Origin of the sequence: Rhodanobacter soli, from assembly GCF_040548735.1 — a bacterium.
GTDB classification, from domain to species: Bacteria; Pseudomonadota; Gammaproteobacteria; order Xanthomonadales; family Rhodanobacteraceae; genus Rhodanobacter; species Rhodanobacter soli_A.
On the sequence record NZ_JBEPSD010000002.1, the window covers coordinates 274,561 to 290,417 of the forward strand.

The window sequence follows — 15,857 nt, forward strand, 5'->3', positions numbered from 1 at the left end:
GCCCGCCGATCACCCGGAACGGAGAATCACGATGCAATATCTATTGATGCTGTATGCGGAGGAAGGCGGCTGGGCGCGCATGTCGCCGGCCGAACAGGAGCAGGGCGTCGCGGCTTACGGGGCCTATACGCAGGCGTTGAAGACGGCGGGCGCGCTGGTCGGCTCGAACCGCCTGCAAGGCAGCGCGACCGCGACCACCGTGCGCGTGGCGAACGGCAAGTCGCAGGTGCTGGACGGGCCCTATGCGGACTCCAAGGAGCAACTGGCCGGCTACTACCTCATCGACGTGGCCGATCTGGACGCCGCGCTCGCCTGGGCGGCGCGCTGCCCGGCCGCCACTCACGGCATTGTCGAAGTGCGGCCGGTCTGGAGCATGTAGATTGGATCGCACCGCGCAGGCACGCCGTGCGGCGGATGCGGTGGCCCGCCGCAGCTACGGCAAGCTCGTCGCCTTCCTGGCCGCTGCCATGCACGACGTGGCGGCGGCCGAGGATGCCTTGTCCGAAGCGTTTGCCGCGGCCCTGGCGGACTGGCCGCGCAACGGCTGCCCCGCGAATCCGGAGGCATGGCTGCTGACCGTCGCCAGACGCAAGGGGGTCGACAGGTTCCGGCATCACCGCCATGGCGAAGCAGTGGCCGTGCAGTTGCAGGTTCTGGCGGAGATCGGCGAGAGCGCGTCGGCGGAAGGCGACGACGCGGCCATTCCGGATCGGCGCCTCGCGCTGCTGTTTGCCTGTGCCCATCCGGCCATCGATGCCGGCACCCGCGCGCCGCTGATGCTGCAGACGGTACTCGGGCTGGATGCGAAGGCGATCGCCGCCGCCTTCCTCGCCTCGCCGGCGGCCATGGGCAAGCGGCTGGGGCGGGCGAAGCAGAAGATCCGGCAGGCCGGCGTTCCCTTTGTCGTGCCGACGCGCGACGAACTGGCCGGGCGGCTGGACGGGGTGCTGGAAGCCATCTACGCCGCCTTCGCGGAAGGCTGGAGCGATCCCGGCGGCACCGACGCGATCCGCCGCGACCTCACGGCGGAGGCGTTGTTCCTCGCCAGGCTGGTCGCCGAGTTGCTGCCGCAGGAGCCGGAGGTGCTGGGCCTGCTGGCCTGCATGCTGCATGCGGAAGCACGTCGTTCCGCGCGCCGCACGGCGGAAGGCGACTACGTGCCGCTGGCCGAGCAGGATGTCGCGCTGTGGGATGCGGCGATGATCGACGAAGCCGAGGCTCTGCTGTCGCGCGCCAGCAGGCTGGGCCGTATCGGCCGTTACCAACTCGAAGCCGCGCTGCAGTCGGCGCATGTCGAGCGTTGCCGCAACAGCCGTACCGACTGGACGCCGGAGGTGCAGATCTACGACGCGTTGCTGGCGCTCTGCGGCTCGCCGGTGGTCGCGCTCAACCGTGCGCTGGCCATCGCGGAGCTGAAGGGGCCGGAGGCTGCGCTCGAGATCATGGACGCGCTCGCCGCCGATGGCCGGCTCGTCGACTACCAGCCTTACTGGGCGGCACGGGCGGCGTTGCTGGCCAGGGCGCACGCCTGCCACGATGCGCGGCACGCCTTCGACGTCGCGATCGGTCTTGCCGGCGATCCAGCCGTGCGCCGTTACCTGCAGGATCGCCAGGCCGCGTTGCCGCGCTGAGCCTGGTGCGCTGCGAAGGGATCGCGACGGGAGGTCAGGCGTTTCCCCGCCGCGTCTTTTCCGCGGCGTCGCCGGCTTCCCCGATCGCCCCGCACTCGACCGCCTGCTGCAGCCGCTGCACCTCTTCGAGGATGCCCATGAAGCGGCGGCCGAACGGCGTCAGCCGGTATTCCACCTCGACCGGCGGCTTTTCGCCGTGCACGGTGCGATGCATGATGCCGAAGCGGGTCATCTTGCGCAGGCGCTCGTTCATTACCTTGGCGGAGAGCCCCGTGCAGGCGCGCAGCAGCGCGCTGGGGCGATGGTTTCCTTCCGCGCAGAGCTGCAGCAGCCGGATCGACCATTTGCAGCCGACGATGCTTTCGACCATCGAGGCGACGGGAACGGGTGCGGGAGCGGCGTCCGCCGTGTCCGGCCGCCTGCTGGCTGCAGGTTCGTGTTCGCCCATGTCGTAACCACCTTACCGAAAAGTGCCTTCCTGACGCACGCCGCTGCCGTCGCTAGAGTCCGTGGCCACGGAGCGCAGGCCCGCGCGCCGAACCTGGCGAAACGAGAGGAAACAGGCCATGAAAGAAACCCATGCCATTCCCGGATACACCTTCGGCACCCGTGCGATCGCGCGTTCTCCGGTGACGCTCGGCGACTTCGAGCTGATGAAGAGGAGCATCCTGTTCGACGACGAGGACGTCAAGTATCTGCGCCTTTCGCGCGGTATCGTGGCGGATCAGGTCGAGGCGATCCTCGACGTCTGGTACGGCTTCGTCGGCTCGCAGCCGCACCTGCTGGCGTCTTTCACCGACCGGGCCGACGGCAAGCCGCTGGGCGATTATCTCGGCGCCGTGCGCAAGCGCTTCGGCCAGTGGATTCTCGACACGGCCGCCGCCGAGTACGACCAGCGCTGGCTCGACTACCAGCACGAGATCGGCCTGCGCCACCACCGCGCGAAGAAGAACCACACCGACGGCGCCGCCTCGACCGCCATCGTGCCATTTCGCGACCTGTTTCCGTTGATCTATCCGGTGACCTTCACGCTCAGGCCGTTTCTCGCCAGCAAGGGGCACGCGGCCGGGGACGTGGAGAAGATGTACGCCGCATGGCTGAAGTCGTGTCTGCTGCAGATGACGCTGTGGACCTACCCGTACATCAAGGACGGAGATTTCTGATGACGCCGGAACCGGCCCCCGAGTGGCGCGCCAGCGCCTGGCTGAATACCGCCGAGCCGCTGAGCCTCGGGCACTTCCGCGGGCGCGTGGTGTTGCTGCACGCCTTCCAGATGCTCTGCCCGGGCTGCGTGGCGCACGGCATCCCGCAGGCGCAGCGCGTGGCGAAGCTGTTCGAGGGTGCGCCGCTGGCGGTGGTCGGCCTGCACACGGTGTTCGAGCATCACGCGGCGATGGGGCCGGAGTCGCTGCGCGCGTTCCTGCACGAGTATCGCGTGCCGTTTCCAGTCGGCATCGACGCGCCGGGCCCGGCGGGCGATCCGATTCCCTGCACCATGCGCGCGTACGCCATGCAGGGCACGCCGACCACGATTCTTATCGACGCGCAGGGGCGCTTGCGCCGCCAGGTATTCGGCGTGCATGACGACCTGCTGCTTGGCGCGGAAATCGGCACCTTGCTGGCGGAGCTGGAGCAGCAGCGCCTGGAAGCGACCGACGCCGCGCCCGCGGCGGAGCATTGCGCCGATGGCCGTTGCGAGGTGGGTGCCGGGGCGACGACGCGGAATCCCCTTCCGTAGAAGTGCACGGACCGTGTCGATCCGGTCCCGGGTCGTTCGTCGCCATGACAGGGGCACGCTGGGCGGGCCGGAATCGTCCGGTCGCACGGCTCCGCCACGACCACAGGAGAGGCGACGATGCGATTTCTTTCGATGATCCGGATCAACGAGAGCTCGGGACAGCGGCCCAGCGAGCAGCTGATGGCCGACATGGGCAAGTTGATCGCGGAGATGACCGCAGCTGGCGTGCTGCTGGATACCGCGGGGCTGAGGCCGACGGCCGAGGGCGCGCGCATGCGCCTGTCGCATGGAAAGCTGAAGACCACAGACGGCCCGTTCACCGAAACCAAGGAAGTGATCGGCGGCTACGCCATGCTGAAGGCGGATTCGATGCAGGAGGCGCTCGAGTTGACCTCGCGCTTCCTGAAGGTGCACGGCGACGAGTGGGAGATCGAGTGCGAAGTGCGCCCGGTGGATGAGGGGTGCGCGCCCAAGCCGTGAACCCGCGCATCGCTGCTGCGGGATGGAGGCGATCGGGTCTCCATCCCCTTGCGGTCAGTACTCGAGTTTCGGATACCAGTCCGTGCCGCGTCCCTCGGGCGTCATGTCGAGGATGGTCCACAACGGCATCAGGTCGGGCGCACCGCGCGGATCCTGGCCGGGGTCGGCGCTCTCGAAGCCCATCTCGCCGCTCCAGAAATGGCGGATCGCGCCGTCGCGGCGGGTGAACACGTTGAGCGCGGCCTGGTCGCCGTCGCCACCATCCGGGTCGATGGCGAAGTAGTCGCGGCTGTAGGCGCCGTCGAGGTCCGAATACAGTTTGAGGTCGCGCCAGCCGCGTTCGTTCTTGAACGCGACCAGGCGCTCGATCGGCGAACGCGCGACCACGGCCAGCGCCACGCGCTGGTCGACGTCACGTGCCTCGCCGTCCCACGCGCTCAGCAGCGAGGTGCACATCGGGCAGGGCCGTGCGCGCTGCGGGCCGAACATGTAGCTGTAGACGACCAGGGTCTGCTTGTCGCCGAACAGGCCGGCGAAATCGACCGGGCCATGTTCGCCCTGGAAGCGGTAGTCGCCGCTCACCTCGCCGCCGGGCGGCAGCGCGCGGCGCTGTTCGGCAACGCGCTCGATGTGCCGGCGCAAGTCGATCTCCTCGGCGAGCAGGGCGGTGCGCGCGCGGCGGTAGTCGTCGCTTTCGTTGGGGAAGCGCATGCGGTTGCGCCCGGCCAGTTCGGCGGCGGGCACGAGGGGTGGCGTATGCGTATGGGGCATGGACGATCTCCTTGGTGGGCTTCTCTTCGTATGACGAACGGGCCGGCACGGAATCGACAAGGGAAGCGCCGGTGGCGACATCGCCATGCAAGCGCAGCTGCAAGCCCGGATGAACCGCAGCTCGCCGCACCCCGGCTTTCTTCACAAACCGTCATGCATGCTCGATCCCCCACAGGAGACCGCTTCGTGAAAATCGCCCGTACGACGATCTGGTTGCTTGCTTCCGCGCTGGCCACGGCCACGGCGATGGCGCAGGCCCCCACTGCTTCCAGCGCGTTGCCGGAAGTGCTGACGCCCGGGCTGGTCAACGATGCCGGCCTGACGGTGCCGGTGAAAGCGGGGGACAAGGGCGCCGCCGTGTTGCGCGCGCAGATCCTGCTGGAGCGTGCGCATTTTTCCCCGGGCGAGATCGACGCCATCGACGGCTCCAACCTGCATCGGGCCATTGCGGGCTTTCAGGCCAGCCGCGGCCTCGAGGTCAGCGGCAGCATGGATGCGCCGACCTGGGCCGCGCTGGACAGCGACAGGGCGCCGGTCCTGGTCAGCGTGACGTTGAGCGCCGCGGATGTGGCCGGACCGTTCCGGCCGCTGCCATCGGGCATGCTGGCGCAAGCGAAACTCGACGCGCTGGGCTATGCCTCGCCGATCGAGGCGTTGGGCGAGCGCTTCCACGCCAGCCCGGCCTTGCTCAGCCTGCTCAACCCGGACAAGGATTTTGCGCGTGCCGGCGAACAGCTGGTGGTGCCGGACGTGCGGCCCGGCACCCCGATGCCGCCGGTGGCGAAAGTGGTGGTCGACAAGTCCGACTCCACCGTGTCGCTGCTGGACGAGGCCGGCAAGGTGGTGGCGCAGTACCCGGCCTCCACCGGCAGCGAGCATGACCCGTTGCCGCTCGGCAACTGGAAGATCAAGGGCGTGGGCAGGCACCCGGTGTTTCGCTACAACCCCAGGCTGTTCTGGGATGCGGACGCGAGGGATACCAAGGCCACGCTCGCCGCCGGCCCGAACAACCCGGTCGGCGTGGTGTGGGTGGATATCTCCAAGGAACATTACGGCATCCATGGCACGCCGGAGCCGTCGAAGATCGGCAAGACCCAGTCACATGGCTGCATCCGCATGACCAACTGGAGCGCGCAGGAAGTGTCGGAGGCGGTGAAGCCCGGCATGGTCGTCACCTTGCAGGAGTGAGCATGCGCTGGCCATTCGTCTTTCTGCTGGGTGCGGCATGCGGTGCCGCGGCGATGCTCCCTCTGGCCGGGCGGTGGCCCGCAACGCTGTTTGGACAGGGCAGCCAGGTACGCGAAGTGCCCGCCACGATGGCGCTCCCGGCACCGGCCACATCGCGGCAACGTGCCACTCCCGCGGCCCCAGCCGCATCGGTCGAACCGTGGCCGGTCGGCAACCTGCCCGAAGTCGCGGTGTCCAGCGCCGCGCCGGCGGCTGCCGCTTCGGTCGGCCCGGCAACGCCGGATCCATCCGCGGTGAACGGCTTGCTGATACCGGTCGTCGGCGTGCAGGCCAGCGAACTGGTGGACACGTTTACCCAGGCGCGCGGTACGGGCCGCGTGCACGACGCGATCGACATCATGGCGGCGCGCGGCACGCCGGTGGTGGCGGCGAACGACGGCCACGTGGTCAAGCTGTTCACCAGCAAGCCGGGCGGGCTGACGGTGTACCAGTTCGATCCACATGACCAGGTGATCTATTACTACGCGCACCTGGACAGCTATGCGCCGGGCCTGGCCGAAGGCCAGATCCTGCGCCGGGGCGATCCGATCGGCTTCGTCGGCAGCACCGGCAACGCCAGCGCCGACGCGCCGCACCTGCATTTCGAGATCCAGATCCTCGGCCCGGAAAAACAGTGGTGGCACGCCACCTCGATCAATCCCTACGGGCGCTTCGCCGGCCAGTAATGGCCCGGCGGCAGCGTGGCGTGCAGGCACGAAAAGCCTGCACGCCTCCCGCAAGGCCGACGACTTCACGCCGCTGACGATGCGAGGCATCCTGCCCGAAGGGCAGGGCCATCTCTGCTGACACGATGTTGGCAGCAGCCCGGCATCAAGCTCTGCGCATCTTTCGCTACCAGGTGCGCGCATGTCATCGACGGGTCTCACTCTCTACGCCACCCGCCCGGGCTTCGGCCTGCCCGATACCAGCCCGTTCGTGATCAAGACCGAGGTGCAGCTGAAGATGGCCGGGGTGGCCTACGACCGCGCTTCGGCGATTCCGCCGCAGGCACCGAACGGCAAGCTGCCCTTCATCGATGACCATGGCGTGGTGATCAGCGACTCGACCTTCATCCGGGCACACCTCGAACGCAAGTACGCCGTGGATCTGGACGCGGAGCTGGATGTGCGTCAGCGAGCCCAGGCCTGGACGATCGAGCGCCTGCTTGAGGATCATCTGTATTTCGCGATGGTCTGGTTCCGCTGGATCGATCCGGACAACTTCGCGAAGGGGCCGGCGCACTTCGCCGACAGCGCGCCGGAAGCGGATCGCGCGCGGATGCGCCAGGAGATGCAGGCGCGCAAGACGGCCGAATTGCATGCGCAAGGCCTGGGGCGCCACCCGCCGGCGCAGATCGCCGAACTGGGCACGCGCTCGATCGACGCGCTGGCAAAGCTGCTCGGCGACCAGCCCTTCTTCATGGGCGCTTTCCCCAGCGGCGTCGACGCCACCGCCGCTGGCATGCTCGCCTGCGTCGCCACACCGTTCTTCGACACGCCCCTGCGGCGAGCCGTGGAAGCGCATCCGAACCTGGTCGACTACGTGGCCCGCATGATGCAGCGCTACTACCCCGGGCATGCATGGTAGGCCTGTTCAACCCGTACGTGGCATCGGCCCGAAGTGGGTGAAGTTGCGCTAGTGCGGGGATGCCAAAGCGATCGAACCGGTCTGCAGTTACGTCAACACTTTCGCCGGCGGGCTGCAAGGTCTCAACTGCAACACGCAGGGAGTCTCACGCAGTACAACGGCACCCACGCACCATTCATCATACGGTTTATTACCGGGTTTTCGCGGACACAAGACTTGGCGCCTCGATTTCGCGGGATATGCAAAGCCATCCTCACCCATCTGAAACGCCCCTCGCCATCCGGCAACCTCTTGTCGGGCCATAAGATTTGTGCGCTTGACGAAGACCGGCGAAAGCGCCGACCATCCGTGCATATGACCTAATTTGGGGTCTAATAAGCGTTAGGCGTATGCGGCAAATCCTTCTCCCCTTCGTCATCGCCATTACAGCTTGCTCCAGCGCTCCGTTTCAAAATGAGCCAATGGAGACATCCGCCAGCCTCATCCTCAAAGGGTCTACCGAAGCTTTGCAGCCCAACCGTTTGGGTGGCATCTTCGCCGTTGACGGGCACGCTGTAGCTGCCCGCCAGCGATACGAGCTCTTCCTTCCATCTGGCAACCACAAGATTGCCTTTTTATGCCCCGGTTGGATGTACGTAGATGGGTTTCCCAGCATCAGGCACAAATTCATCGCTGGCAAAAAATACGAGCTATCTTGTTCCACCGGCGCTGTCAAAATCGGGCCTCTCGGCGGCGCCTAACAAATCGTTCAAGGCGGACGGCTACGCCGCCGCTTAGTCGGCAGCTCGTGTTGGTTCTTCGTTGCATGTGTTTCGCCCAGCTTCGCACTGGCTTGTCGTCCGTCGCCGCAGCAGCATTTCGCGCAACGTCGCGGCAAGTCCTCAGCTTTCAGAGCTGGTAGTTTGTGGGGGTCGGTTGCTCATCGTTCTTCGCTCGTCCAGGCCAACAGCCTCGCCCAAGCGCACCTCGTCGCAACCGTCTAACATCTCATTCAAGCGGACGGCTGCGCCGCCGCTTAATTCAAGCGTTAGGTGGCACGTGAAATTACTGGGTACATTCACACAACGCTCTACCGCGCTGTTGGTTGTGCTTGGCATCGCCGCCTGCAATTCTGTACCAACAATCGACGGCAGTTCTGACGCTGCGTTCGATCGCAGCCATGCCCACCTCGTTGAGTCCATTTCATCGCAAGACCGCCTGCGTCTGAGCTTGGCAGAGCTTATTGTTCTCGCTCCACTTGGCTGCCTTTCAACCAAGCCAATTCCTGGACGACCCTTCTTAACCAAGAACCTCGGTGGTCAAGCCAGCATCAGATGCTGTCGCAAAGAGTTGGACGGTCTAACATTCAAAGACATCATCAGTCGTGCGTATCCTGAGTAAATTCGCCGATGGTCGCCATACATCGGTGCCACCTAACCACTCGTTCGAGGCGGACAGCTTCGCCGCCGCTCAACTTAAGCGTTAGACACAGGGGAATAACGTGCGTCACTTGAACAAAATAACCGTAGCTGCTGCTGCCATCTACGCCTTCGCTGCTTCGGCCGGGGAAGTAACCGTCACGAAAGAACTTCAGGCCGCTATGCAAGATATAGCCGTCCATTCCAAGGTCGTGATGATTGACGGCTCGGGAGCCACTCCGAACACCTTCCACGAAGACTCCGACCCCACGACTCTTCAAATTGTAATGTTGGCTAAGCCCTCAGACGGAACTGCTCAAGTTTCCAGCGATGGCGAGGTCATCTTTCTACAAAAAGACACCTCCGAGAAGGAGCAGCAGTCCCTATTTGCGACAGCCTTCTATCTCAAAGCCAAGGCGCGTGAGGCTGCTTCGCAACCGGCTAGCGCGCAGAGCTCACCGTAGGCGTCTGACATCTCGTTCAAGGCGGACGGCTTCGCCGCCGCTTCACTCCAGCGTTAGACCTCATGAAGAGACTCCTTGCAGCCCTTATGGTTTTCATCAGTATCAGCGCTTACGCAACTGATGCATTTCACTACGATCAGCGCTTGGCAATCGATCTTTCTCGTGCGTACTTAAGCGCTTTCAATCGGCAACATCCAGCTCAAAGTGGCTACACGGACGCTGCTCATGGGCTGGTCTCATCTGCTATCGCTGCTCACGACCGGCATCTGGTCTTTGTCACTTTTGCAGGTAGCAGCGGTCCAGCTGGTTCTTACGTAGAGTTGGAGCTTTGCAAAGAGACAAATTTGCTCACCGTTGTCGAAGCTGGTGCTGTCGACAACATCCAAGCCTACCGAGACGGCGTTATGCGCGTTAACTCAAAAGTATATGTTGCAAGCCCAGCTGTATGCCCAATCGAAGCGCCATGATGCCTAACATTTCGTTCAAGGCGGACGGCTACGCCGCCGCTTAACTCTAGCGTTAGGCTTCACAAACAAGGGGACGCAGCCTATGAAATTTGATGTTAAGGCCGCGATGGCTCGATACAAAGATGCCGGAGTGGATGAGTTGGTGCGAATCGCTTTCGTACAATCCGCAGACTTTACGCAGGAGGCAGTTTATCTCGCTCGCGAGGAACTTCATGGCCGCGGAGTGGATGGACCAAACCATCCCCTTGCATCCCATGCTGCCGCAGCACTACATGAAAAAGATGAAGCTGAGACAACTCACGCTCAACTTCCTGCAAATGCACTGGTGCTTATCCTCAGTTTTATTTTTGCCGATCTTTTCGCAATAGTTGCAGCGTTGCTATATTCATCCGCCGGACGCAAGAAGGCCACCGCACAGACTTGGAAAGCATTCTTCGGCTGGGCAGCCCGATTGATTGTGTTTGGGCTGTTCATGATTCCGTGGGGCAAGTGATGCCTAACATCTCGTTCAAGGCGGACGGCTACGCAGCCGCTCAACTCCAGCGTTAGGCGGCACATGAAGGACCATCCCTCTTGGAAGCAAGAAGGCACCGTCTCGCTCTGGAGATACACAGAGTTCCCCAAGAAGTTCGGCGGCTGGCACATCACCGCCAATAGCGACGGCATCTCGTCGCTTCTAGCTCTGCTGCAGTTGCTTGTCGGCACCCCTGGTGCCTATCGCACGGTTGCTGTCATGCCGCCTTCGCCCGCGGTGCTGCGTGTACCCAACTTCCAGAAAGGGGATGCCTTGTGGTCCGCCCCAGCCAAATGGCGCCTTCAATGCACATCGGAAGACACTTGGCAGTTTCCCCTTGAGCTTGAGCCAGCTACCCTCACCGTGGGCGGAAAGTTTTTGCGGCAGCTTGAAGCAGGACTTAGGGGAATCCCCAAGGGCGAGGGAGATTTCGGCATAGGACTGTCACCACCTCTTTATTTCTGGTGGTGGCCGCGTTCCGCCTAACATCTCGTTCAAGGCGGACGGCTTCGCCGCCGCTCAACTCCAGCGTTAGATTTAGCCATGGCAATCGGCTCCAACCAAAACATTGATGCTGGGCTTCGACGCATACGTGCAAGGCGGCGACGTGTGCTGGTGCTGCTTCTTGGCTTCCTGCCAGTCATGGGGCTGACATCGCTTGTGTTTAAATCCGGCAACGTTTCGGGCGTGGTTACGGCTTGCTACGCGGCGGTGCTTCTGTATTCCGCCGTGTTGAGCGCCTTCAGCAACTGTCCAAAATGTGGCAACACTTTTTGCATGCCCTCGTGGTCAAATCCCTTTGCCCAGCGCTGCATGAATTGTGGTCTACCTTTGTCAGGAGAGCCTCACAGTGCAGTCTCGGGTAAGGAAATCTAACTACTCGTCCAAGGCTGACACCTCCGCCGCCGCTTAACTCCAGCGTTAGAGCCTATGAACTTCTTCGCCTTTTTCCTCGGAGCCTCCATCGGATTGTTGAGCTGGTCGTTCCTCACTCGCTTTTCTTACGCTGTCCATGACGTCACACACAAGATCACTCTAGCTACCAAACTCAGCGCCCCAAATGGTCGAGCACTTTTCAAAAAAATGTTGTGGTGGGCTACGGGGATAGCCATCGTCTGGCTCGTGGTTTTCGGGGGAACTTGCTTGCATTTTGCGCACTCGGATTCGTCCCAACAGTTCCTTGCGTGGCTCTTTGGGGGCGTGACAATAACTCCAAGTTTCATCGCATACACCATCACTAGAGCGGTGCGTCGCTTCAACAAACGTAAAGTTGAACGGGCGCAGCTCTAACCACTCGTTCAAGGCGGACGGCTTCGCCGCCGCTTAACTCCAGCGTTATGCCTCTATGAGCCAACACCGTCGCCCCATTTGGTTTGCCGTGCTGGTTACGCCATGGGCTGTTCCGCTCGCTTTTGTGCTTTGGTCAATTTTTGCCGTCCTCTTCACAGAGGGTGTTAGCGGGCTCAAGGGCTGGCCCGTTCTGCTCGGCTTCTTTGTCTTTGCCCTCCCGGTTACCTACGCGGCCATGCTCATCATCGGGCTTCCTTACGTGCTGTGGCTCAGGGCGCGTGGTGCTCTCACATTTTCGTTTGTTTGCATCGGTGCAGTCCTTGCAGCAATTGTTGCCATACCAGTTTTTGGCTGGCTAACTGGCCCGCACATTCCACCCAGCGGGGGTAAGCATCCTGTTGTCTGGCGCGTTAGGCCTGCTTTCGGGCTTAGTCTTCTGCATCGCGGCAGGCATAACATTTCGTCCAAGCGGATGCCGTACCGGCGCCTAACTCCAGCGTTAGCCGGCAAAGGAAGCCCATGGCCATGAGTCGCCAGTTCGTTCTAGCTCTGCTGGCAATTGGTTGTGCCGCTTGCGGCCACCGTGACCTTCGGGGTTCTGTCACGCCCTCGTCAGATGGCCGCACCTATCTGGTTGTGGCCGACGACAATGGTGGTCAATGTGGTCCGCTGACAGTTGATGGCAAGATTTGGGCCTACCCCATAGGTGCACGTGGTCAAATAGAGCCCGGAGATCATGTCATCAAATGTGGTGGGGAAATTTCATTTTCCATTCCCGCGCAAAGCATCTTTAGGTTCGACTATTGGGGGCCGTAGCGCCTCGGCTAAAACTCGTTCAAGGCGGACGGCTACGCCGCCGCTCAACTCCAGCGTTAGGCGTACCCTCAAAATGAGTTTCCTAGCCAAGCTCAGACAAAGGATCAACCGCGATGATGGTAGGTACTATCAGATCGGTAATCGACCGTTAGGTGGACTTGAGGTAGTTGGTTTGCTCGTCTTCGTCGGCGCACTGGTCTTATGGCAGCTCCACGATGAAACTGGCATCAGCAGCATATGGGCTCTTGCAGCAGGCGTCGTTGGTTTGCTTCTGACAATTTTAGGTAAGGTCGGCAAACGTGGCGGGCCGCGCGCCTAACCACGCGTTCAAGGCGGACGGCTGCGCCGTCGCTTAACTCCAGGGTTAGGTATGTCAAGGGAGTGCATATGCAATATGCCATTAGACGTTACTTCAAGATCTTCATCGGCGTAATCGGCGCACTCGTATCTGGCGCCCTGATCGTGTCGGGTCTCAGGGGCGGCTCTTTGCCCGGCTTTAGCCGAGCAGACCTCATAGCGGGCGTTGTGTATCACGACGCATCACAGGCATCACAATTCTGGTTCACCATCTTTTTCTGGTCAGTGGTTTGTGCGGGCTTCATTTGGCTTGCTTGGTCCGCCTATCGCGACTAACAGCTTGCCTGACCAGTCGACTTCGCCGTTGTTTAGCCACAGCCTCAGGCCACAAGAGCAATGGACATCTCTGAGACCTGCTTGACCGTGGAGCTGCGGCGTTCGAGCTTGGCGTGCCTGTTGCAGCGGTCATCGCCTTGGCGTTCGCGCCCGGAATGCGGAAGTTCGCTGCCTTGTTGCTGGGAGCCGTGACACCCTTGTTGGTCGCTTACGTCCTCATGGCGGGATCGTATTTTTTCGAAACGGGAGAGCCTTCCGGCAGGTTTCCCTTTTCTGCTGTGTGGATGATGTCTTTGTTGTTTACCTAGCGCTTGCGATAGTGTGGGCGGTGCTAGCATTCATTCCAAAGCCATCCAACTTGTACGTCCGATACTTTGCCGGCTTGTTGTCGGCTCCAATGTCCTGCGCTTTGCTCAGTTTGATCTCGTAGGCGGATACGCGCCGCCTAACTCCAGCGTTAATGCCAAGATGACTTCTTTCGACATCCACCTTGACGATCTGGGAAGCTCCGAAGTTCGTGCTTTGCTGCGCGAGCACCTCGAATCCATCGCGCCTACTGCTCCGCCAGAAAGCCGGCATGCCCTGGACCTCAATGGCCTGCGTGGGCCGGATATCACTTTCTGGAGCGCTTGGGACGGGCCGGTGCTGGCCGGGTTTGGTGCACTCAAGCACTTGACGGAGTCACACGCAGAGGTCAAATCCATGCGCACCGCCACATTGCACCGGCGGCAAGGTGTGGCGTCTCGAATTCTTCAACACCTCATTCAGGAGGCCATCGCTCGTGGCTATTCGAGGCTGAGTCTGGAAACAGGTTCAATGGAGTTTTTTGCTGCTGCACGGCGTTTGTATGAGGCAAATGGATTCCAGCCATGCGCTCCCTTTGGGAACTACAAACCCGACCCAAATAGCGTGTTCATGACAAAGGAGATCGGCGAGTTGGCGCCCAACAGTTCGTCCAGACGGGCGCGCGATGAGCCGCGCAACGCTTGACTCCAGCGTCACACCTCCTTCGCCTGGAACGAATCTGATCAACCCATGATCTAGTGCAGGAGGGCGAGATGATCGAACGACCGACCCGCTATCGGAACACTGTCGTGCCTCACATCTATGTCGATGGAGCGTCGGATGGCATCGCCTTCTATGACCGGGCGTTCGGTGCGGTTGAGTTGTTACGGGTCAACCGTCCCGACGGCAAGATATTGCACGCCGAGATCTCGGTATGCGGCTCGCTGGTGATGATTGGCGACCCGGACGACAAGCTCTACGCGGAGCCACGGGCGCTTGGCCGCTGCACGGCGAGTCTCCATATTTTTTCCGATGACAACGAGGCCTTGCTGCGGCGCGCAGTCGAAGCCGGCGCCGAAGAAATTCAGCCACCTACAGACTTGTTCTATGGCGCCAATTCCGCCAGCGTGCGCGATCCCTTCGGTCATGTCTGGGTACTCCTGACCTGGAAGCAGGATCTGGAGCCAGCCGAAATTGAATGTCGCGGAAATGCGCTGCTGAATCGGTAAGCGGTCGAGCTGGCCCCGACAGCCGTGCTACCTTGAAAGCCGTGTCAGCCCGAAAGTCCCGCGTGCGCTTCATGGAACCCGCACGCTGACCCTGGCTTTCGGGTCTGCATACGGGAATGGGCATGCATTTCGATCTTTTTACGCTCGGTGTCATCGGCGCGGCCATCGGCATCGCCATCTCGGTAAGTTTCACCCTGCTCGGGCTGGTGCTGCGCGGCCTGCCGGCGTTGCGCATCTGGGCCAGCGCATTCTGGGTGTTGACCGTCGCCGCGCTCGCGCAAGGCCTCAACGAAAACGGCAGCCTGCTTTCGACGGTCGCGGGCGGCGGCCTGATCGCGCTGGCCAATGCGCTGATGCTGATGGGCATCGCCATCCACCTGCGCTATCCGCTGCGCTGGCGCTGGCCCATGGCGGTCGTGGGTTTGTTCGTCGCCAATCAGGTCCACGTCTACCTGCTGCCGCCTTCGCAGACGGCATCGGCGTTGATGTTCGGGGCGTACAGCGTGGTCTGGGACGTGTGGATGGTCTGGGTGTTGCTGTGGCGCTCGCCGCGGGACATGCGCAACACCTGCAGCTTCACCGCGCTGATTTTCATCATCGACGCGGTTTTCTATCTGCTGCGTTCGGTGGTCGTGCTGTTTCCGCACCTGCTCGCGCACACGCGGCTCGACGAGCTGCTTACCACCTGGAACTACCTGTTCGGCATCCTGTCCTCGTTCCTGCTGAGCACCGGGTTCACCCTGATGCTGGCGGAGCGGCTGACTCTGGACCTGCGTCGGCTGGCGCGCACCGACGGACTCACCGGCCTGCTCAATCGCAGCGCGCTGATCGAAGCGGGCGCCCGCCTGGTCGATGCCTGCCGCACGCGCGGGCAGGCCTGCAGCGTGCTGATGTTCGACCTGGACAACTTCAAGACGATCAACGACAGCTGGGGCCATGCCGCGGGTGACGCGGTGCTCAGCCATTTCGTCGATGTGATCCGCAGCATGGGCCTGACGCGCGACACCTTGTTCGCGCGCTACGGCGGCGAGGAGTTCGTGCTGCTGTTGCCCGCGATCGAGCCCACGCAAGCCGGCATCCTGGCCGAACGCATGCGCGCCGCCGTGGCGGCGGAGCCGGCGGCGTTCGACGGCCGCACCATCAACATCACCACCAGCGTCGGCGGCGCCGCCGCCACTGATGCGAACTTCGAGCATCTGATCAGCGCCGCCGATGTCGCGCTGTATCGCGCCAAGCATCTGGGGCGCAATCAGGTGGCGTGGAATCAGGGGGCGTAGAGGGAGCGCGGCAAGGGCGTTTTCGCCCTCTGTGGCACCCGCATTTTCAGT

The 15,857-nt window shown here is 62.6% G+C and carries 20 protein-coding genes; 18 read left to right on the forward strand and 2 right to left on the reverse strand.

Annotated features, from left to right (window positions below):
* Nucleotides 1-31 precede the first annotated feature (31 nt).
* Both ABIE04_RS12120 and ABIE04_RS12125 read left to right on the forward strand, forming a co-directional pair.
* Nucleotides 32-379 carry a YciI family protein gene (locus ABIE04_RS12120; RefSeq protein WP_354550441.1) on the forward strand — a complete coding sequence of 116 codons (348 nt, stop codon included), beginning with the start codon at nt 32-34 and terminating at the stop codon, nt 377-379.
* A 1-nt stretch (nt 380) separates the two neighbouring features.
* Nucleotides 381-1,631, forward strand: a complete 1,251-nt coding sequence (locus tag ABIE04_RS12125; protein ID WP_354550445.1) for an RNA polymerase sigma factor — start codon at nt 381-383, stop codon at nt 1,629-1,631.
* Between the two features lie 34 nt (nt 1,632-1,665).
* On the opposite strand, the gene ABIE04_RS12130 is transcribed toward ABIE04_RS12125, so the two are convergent.
* The gene (locus ABIE04_RS12130) at nt 1,666-2,079 is read right to left on the reverse strand and encodes a winged helix-turn-helix transcriptional regulator (RefSeq protein WP_354550450.1); all 414 of its coding nucleotides are present in this window, start codon (nt 2,077-2,079) and stop codon (nt 1,666-1,668) included.
* A 118-nt stretch (nt 2,080-2,197) separates the two neighbouring features.
* Here ABIE04_RS12130 and ABIE04_RS12135 point away from each other — a divergent pair, with 118 nt between their 5' ends.
* The 3 genes from ABIE04_RS12135 to ABIE04_RS12145 all read left to right on the forward strand — a co-directional run bounded on the left by ABIE04_RS12135 (nt 2,198) and on the right by ABIE04_RS12145 (nt 3,849).
* Complete coding sequence (locus ABIE04_RS12135; RefSeq protein WP_354550454.1) at nt 2,198-2,794, forward strand: protoglobin domain-containing protein; 597 nt, start codon at nt 2,198-2,200, stop codon at nt 2,792-2,794.
* Entirely contained in the window at nt 2,794-3,369 is a 576-nt protein-coding gene (locus ABIE04_RS12140) for a peroxiredoxin family protein (RefSeq protein ID WP_354550458.1), read from the forward strand. Before ABIE04_RS12135 ends, ABIE04_RS12140 begins: the two co-directional genes overlap by 1 nt.
* 117 nt (nt 3,370-3,486) lie before the next feature.
* Nucleotides 3,487-3,849, forward strand: coding sequence for a YciI family protein (locus ABIE04_RS12145; protein WP_354550462.1), 363 nt, complete (start codon nt 3,487-3,489; stop codon nt 3,847-3,849).
* A 54-nt stretch (nt 3,850-3,903) separates the two neighbouring features.
* Here ABIE04_RS12145 and ABIE04_RS12150 read toward each other — a convergent pair whose 3' ends face one another.
* The gene (locus ABIE04_RS12150; RefSeq protein WP_354550466.1) at nt 3,904-4,620 is read right to left on the reverse strand and encodes a DUF899 family protein; all 717 of its coding nucleotides are present in this window, start codon (nt 4,618-4,620) and stop codon (nt 3,904-3,906) included.
* Nucleotides 4,621-4,773: 153 nt separating this feature from the next.
* Here ABIE04_RS12150 and ABIE04_RS12155 point away from each other — a divergent pair, with 153 nt between their 5' ends.
* The 13 genes from ABIE04_RS12155 to ABIE04_RS12215 all read left to right on the forward strand — a co-directional run bounded on the left by ABIE04_RS12155 (nt 4,774) and on the right by ABIE04_RS12215 (nt 15,806).
* Nucleotides 4,774-5,808 (forward strand): L,D-transpeptidase family protein, encoded by a 1,035-nt coding sequence (locus ABIE04_RS12155; protein ID WP_354550470.1) that lies wholly within the window; start codon nt 4,774-4,776, stop codon nt 5,806-5,808.
* A 2-nt stretch (nt 5,809-5,810) separates the two neighbouring features.
* Nucleotides 5,811-6,533 (forward strand): M23 family metallopeptidase, encoded by a 723-nt coding sequence (locus tag ABIE04_RS12160; protein WP_354550475.1) that lies wholly within the window; start codon nt 5,811-5,813, stop codon nt 6,531-6,533.
* Nucleotides 6,534-6,714: 181 nt separating this feature from the next.
* Nucleotides 6,715-7,434 (forward strand): glutathione S-transferase family protein, encoded by a 720-nt coding sequence (locus ABIE04_RS12165; RefSeq protein WP_354550478.1) that lies wholly within the window; start codon nt 6,715-6,717, stop codon nt 7,432-7,434.
* A gap of 1,038 nt (nt 7,435-8,472) precedes the next feature.
* Nucleotides 8,473-8,814, forward strand: a complete 342-nt coding sequence (locus ABIE04_RS12170; protein ID WP_354550481.1) for a hypothetical protein — start codon at nt 8,473-8,475, stop codon at nt 8,812-8,814.
* A 109-nt stretch (nt 8,815-8,923) separates the two neighbouring features.
* A complete protein-coding gene (locus ABIE04_RS12175) occupies nt 8,924-9,295 on the forward strand; it encodes a hypothetical protein (RefSeq protein ID WP_354550483.1) in 372 nt (123 codons plus the stop codon).
* Between the two features lie 62 nt (nt 9,296-9,357).
* A complete protein-coding gene (locus ABIE04_RS12180; RefSeq protein WP_354550485.1) occupies nt 9,358-9,762 on the forward strand; it encodes a hypothetical protein in 405 nt (134 codons plus the stop codon).
* Between the two features lie 82 nt (nt 9,763-9,844).
* The gene (locus tag ABIE04_RS12185; RefSeq protein WP_354550487.1) at nt 9,845-10,255 is read left to right on the forward strand and encodes a hypothetical protein; all 411 of its coding nucleotides are present in this window, start codon (nt 9,845-9,847) and stop codon (nt 10,253-10,255) included.
* Between the two features lie 63 nt (nt 10,256-10,318).
* A complete protein-coding gene (locus tag ABIE04_RS12190; protein ID WP_354550489.1) occupies nt 10,319-10,762 on the forward strand; it encodes a hypothetical protein in 444 nt (147 codons plus the stop codon).
* A gap of 1,329 nt (nt 10,763-12,091) precedes the next feature.
* On the forward strand, nt 12,092-12,382 hold the full coding sequence (locus tag ABIE04_RS12195) for a hypothetical protein (RefSeq protein ID WP_354550491.1): 291 nt from the start codon (nt 12,092-12,094) through the stop codon (nt 12,380-12,382).
* Nucleotides 12,383-12,769: 387 nt separating this feature from the next.
* Entirely contained in the window at nt 12,770-13,015 is a 246-nt protein-coding gene (locus tag ABIE04_RS12200) for a hypothetical protein (protein ID WP_354550493.1), read from the forward strand.
* Nucleotides 13,016-13,483: 468 nt separating this feature from the next.
* Complete coding sequence (locus ABIE04_RS12205; protein ID WP_354550495.1) at nt 13,484-14,005, forward strand: GNAT family N-acetyltransferase; 522 nt, start codon at nt 13,484-13,486, stop codon at nt 14,003-14,005.
* A gap of 68 nt (nt 14,006-14,073) precedes the next feature.
* Nucleotides 14,074-14,529: a VOC family protein gene (locus tag ABIE04_RS12210; protein ID WP_354550497.1), complete on the forward strand. Its 456-nt coding sequence runs from the start codon at nt 14,074-14,076 to the stop codon at nt 14,527-14,529.
* 122 nt (nt 14,530-14,651) lie between these two features.
* Complete coding sequence (locus tag ABIE04_RS12215) at nt 14,652-15,806, forward strand: GGDEF domain-containing protein (protein WP_354550499.1); 1,155 nt, start codon at nt 14,652-14,654, stop codon at nt 15,804-15,806.
* Nucleotides 15,807-15,857: the final 51 nt, after the last annotated feature.

What these genes read in the sequence shown, in the direction of transcription:
- ABIE04_RS12165 (WP_354550478.1), top strand. Translation starts at nt 6,715, where the DNA reads ATGTCATCGACGGGTCTCACTCTCTACGCCACCCGCCCGGGCTTCGGC.
- ABIE04_RS12150 (WP_354550466.1), bottom strand. Translation starts at nt 4,620, where the DNA reads ATGCCCCATACGCATACGCCACCCCTCGTGCCCGCCGCCGAACTGGCC.
- ABIE04_RS12155 (WP_354550470.1), top strand. Translation starts at nt 4,774, where the DNA reads ATGCATGCTCGATCCCCCACAGGAGACCGCTTCGTGAAAATCGCCCGT.
- ABIE04_RS12200 (WP_354550493.1), top strand. Translation starts at nt 12,770, where the DNA reads ATGCAATATGCCATTAGACGTTACTTCAAGATCTTCATCGGCGTAATC.
- ABIE04_RS12210 (WP_354550497.1), top strand. Translation starts at nt 14,074, where the DNA reads ATGATCGAACGACCGACCCGCTATCGGAACACTGTCGTGCCTCACATC.
- ABIE04_RS12180 (WP_354550485.1), top strand. Translation starts at nt 9,358, where the DNA reads ATGAAGAGACTCCTTGCAGCCCTTATGGTTTTCATCAGTATCAGCGCT.
- ABIE04_RS12120 (WP_354550441.1), top strand. Translation starts at nt 32, where the DNA reads ATGCAATATCTATTGATGCTGTATGCGGAGGAAGGCGGCTGGGCGCGC.
- ABIE04_RS12195 (WP_354550491.1), top strand. Translation starts at nt 12,092, where the DNA reads ATGAGTCGCCAGTTCGTTCTAGCTCTGCTGGCAATTGGTTGTGCCGCT.
- ABIE04_RS12160 (WP_354550475.1), top strand. Translation starts at nt 5,811, where the DNA reads ATGCGCTGGCCATTCGTCTTTCTGCTGGGTGCGGCATGCGGTGCCGCG.
- ABIE04_RS12135 (WP_354550454.1), top strand. Translation starts at nt 2,198, where the DNA reads ATGAAAGAAACCCATGCCATTCCCGGATACACCTTCGGCACCCGTGCG.
- ABIE04_RS12145 (WP_354550462.1), top strand. Translation starts at nt 3,487, where the DNA reads ATGCGATTTCTTTCGATGATCCGGATCAACGAGAGCTCGGGACAGCGG.
- ABIE04_RS12185 (WP_354550487.1), top strand. Translation starts at nt 9,845, where the DNA reads ATGAAATTTGATGTTAAGGCCGCGATGGCTCGATACAAAGATGCCGGA.
- ABIE04_RS12190 (WP_354550489.1), top strand. Translation starts at nt 10,319, where the DNA reads ATGAAGGACCATCCCTCTTGGAAGCAAGAAGGCACCGTCTCGCTCTGG.
- ABIE04_RS12215 (WP_354550499.1), top strand. Translation starts at nt 14,652, where the DNA reads ATGCATTTCGATCTTTTTACGCTCGGTGTCATCGGCGCGGCCATCGGC.
- ABIE04_RS12130 (WP_354550450.1), bottom strand. Translation starts at nt 2,079, where the DNA reads ATGGGCGAACACGAACCTGCAGCCAGCAGGCGGCCGGACACGGCGGAC.
- ABIE04_RS12140 (WP_354550458.1), top strand. Translation starts at nt 2,794, where the DNA reads ATGACGCCGGAACCGGCCCCCGAGTGGCGCGCCAGCGCCTGGCTGAAT.
- ABIE04_RS12205 (WP_354550495.1), top strand. Translation starts at nt 13,484, where the DNA reads ATGACTTCTTTCGACATCCACCTTGACGATCTGGGAAGCTCCGAAGTT.